The sequence below is a fragment of the Pseudomonas sp. genome (assembly GCF_037994325.1).
Classification (GTDB): Bacteria; Pseudomonadota; Gammaproteobacteria; order Pseudomonadales; family Pseudomonadaceae; genus Aquipseudomonas.
Genome location: NZ_JBBNAH010000429.1, coordinates 1 through 2,489, shown reverse-complemented (window position 1 = coordinate 2,489; position 2,489 = coordinate 1). Strand labels below are relative to the sequence as shown.

The following is a 2,489-nucleotide window of genomic DNA, read 5'->3' as shown; positions in this document are numbered from 1 at the left end:
CGCTAAGGGTGCTGTCGCCGCAGGCGAGGCCCAGGTTGCCGTTTTGCATATCCGTTGCTCCCGCGCTCAGTTAATTTTTACCAGGCCGCCTTTGAGGGTCAGCATGCCGCCGCCATCGACGGTCTGTTCGGCGCCGGCTTTGTTGGTCAGGCTGATGCCAGCGTCGTTGGTCATGGTGGTACCGGCTTTGTTGTCCAGCGAGGTGCCGGCCTGGTTGGTGAGTGCGGTGCCGGCTTTGTCGGTAAGGGCCATGCCGGCTTGGGTGGTGAGGTTGGCGTCGCTCTTGGCAGTGAAGTCGCCCGTGCTTTGCAGGGTGAGGGTGCCGCTGACGTTGATGGTCAGGTTGCCGTCCACGGTCAGTTGGTAATTGCCGGTGACGGTTTCGGTGTAGTTACCGCCGGTGCTGTGGGTCTGGTCGCTGCCGACTTTTACCCTGCGGGTGTCCTTCACATCCAGGGTGTCGCTGCCGGTTTGGATGGTGACGCTGCGCTTGCCTTTTTCCAGGGTCACGGTTTCGTCGCCGTCTTTTACCGTGCGGGTGCGGGCGTTCTGGACGGTGAGGGTTTCGTCGTGGCCGACGGTGGCGGTGGTGTCGTTGAGCACCTTGATGTTGAAGTCTTTCTGCGCCTGCAAAAACACCTCTTCGCTGTCTTTTTTGTCTTCGAAACGCAGCGCGTTAAAACCGCCGCCGCCCTTGGAGGAGTTGGTCTTGATGCCGGATTGGGTCTGGTTGGCCGGCAGTTCAAATGGCACCGGGTTGTCGCCGTTATAGACGCAGCCGGTTACCAGCGGCCGGTCGGGGTCGCCGTCGATAAAGGTGACGATCACTTCCTGGCCGATGCGTGGCACAAATTGCAGGCCAAAACCTTTGCCGGTCCAGGGCAACACCACGCGTACCCAGCAGGACGAGGTTTCGTCGTTTTTGCCGGCGCGGTCCCAGGGGAATTGCAGCTTGATGCGGCCGTATTCGTCGGTCCAGATTTCTTCGCCAGCCTTGCCGACCACAATGGCCGTTTGCGTGTGCATACGCGGTTTTTGTGTGAGGCGCGGCGGGCGATAAACGGTGGCCTTGGGCATGGCCTCAAAGCGGTTGTGGTAGTGCTCGTGGCTAGCTTCGTGCACTACGGAGGTCACCACCCAGTCGATGTTTAAACTGGCATCGTCATGGCCGCTCAAGGTGAACCAATGCCCGGGCACCAACCAGCGGCAATCGCTGTCGCCGACCAAGCGTTTCTCCTGGCTACGCAGGCCGTCGACGCGCTGTTTAGTCAGCGCATCGCCACGGCCTTTGGCGGTGTAACCGCCGGGGTGGTCATACACGTTGCGCGGGCCAGCCACGGCTTCGGCCTGGGAATACAGCGCGGTGGTGGCCGTGGTGAATTCATAGTCGGTGGCGCTGTACACGCCGCTGACCGCCTGAATGCTGTACTGCGCCGAGCGAATGCCATGCAGCTCGCGCGTGCCGATTTCTTGTGCCAAGTAGGTGAGGGTGGGGCCGTTCGGGATCGGCAAAAATGCCTCGTTGCTATCGCCCAACACCAGCGTGTGCTGACCGGCGTCGTGGCTGAAAAACCAGAAAATCCCTTCCTCCTCCAGCAGCCGCGAGACAAAGGCAAAATCACTTTCGCCGTACTGCACGCAATACTCGCGCGGCGTATAGCTGCCAGTAAGGGACAGTTTGTAATCACTGAAACCATGCAAATCGAAAATCGCGGTGACGATATCGCTGGTGGTTTTGTTCTGGAACACGCGGTTATTGCTGGCCAGGGTCAGCCACCACAGCCAGGGGCGCAGCAACAGCTGGTAGCGGTCGGCGCTAGCATCGCCCGGCAGTTGGCGTATTTCGGCGCATAGGCCATCGACCGGGCGCAGTTGTGCGTCGTTGTGCAAGGTGGCAGTGACATGGCTGGCCACTGCGCTGGTCAGGGTCAGTGGGGTGGCGCTGTAGCCGTGTAGGGTCAGGCTGCCCAGGCCGTTCAAAGCCTCCTCGCCGGCAAGGGTTTCCGGGAACAGATCCGCCAGGGCCGGGGCTGTGACGGAGAGGGTGGTTGTGGTGTCGGTGGGGCGGGGCATCGATAGCCTCAAGCGAATGGTAGAGCTCAATTAAGGCCAGCAAATCGGAGCAGGCTCTTTGGGGCTATTTCTGGGTTAAGCTTTTTGCGGGTCTTTTCCCTTTTTTTCACGATATTTGACGGAATAAGCAGACCATGCTGACTTGTCTTTCTGCCACAGCGGGTCATAACCGTTTAAGGTTTGAACGAGAACGCCCAAGTTGTTCTCGGTCTGTATTATTTTCAGCATGTTTTCCGTTTTTCTAATGTTTTGATTCTTAAGCTCGTGGTTTACAGTTTTTTTTGTGTTAGCTACAAACTCCGTAGGTTTATTGTTTCGAAGACACGTCATGGCAGCAGCCCGATTTTCTGCTGCGCCAACGTGAACACCATCTCCAGGCTTTCCGCTTTCATGTCCGTGATACTCCGTGAGCTTGT

Annotated in this window: 2 protein-coding genes; both read right to left on the bottom strand. The window is 58.5% G+C overall.

Translation table 11 applies throughout. The annotated features are described in order from the left end of the window. Nucleotides 1–66: 66 nt before the first annotated feature. Nucleotides 67–2,073: a type VI secretion system tip protein TssI/VgrG gene (tssI, locus tag AAAB16_RS14465; protein ID WP_340663941.1), complete on the bottom strand. Its 2,007-nt coding sequence runs from the start codon at nt 2,071–2,073 to the stop codon at nt 67–69. Nucleotides 2,074–2,148: 75 nt separating this feature from the next. Further along, on the bottom strand, nt 2,149–2,489 hold a 341-nt coding region (locus tag AAAB16_RS14460; protein ID WP_340663940.1), incomplete at its 5' end, for a hypothetical protein.

Coding starts and splice junctions, on each gene's coding strand:
- tssI (WP_340663941.1), bottom strand. CDS start 2,073: ATGCCCCGCCCCACCGACACCACAACCACCCTCTCCGTCACAGCCCCG.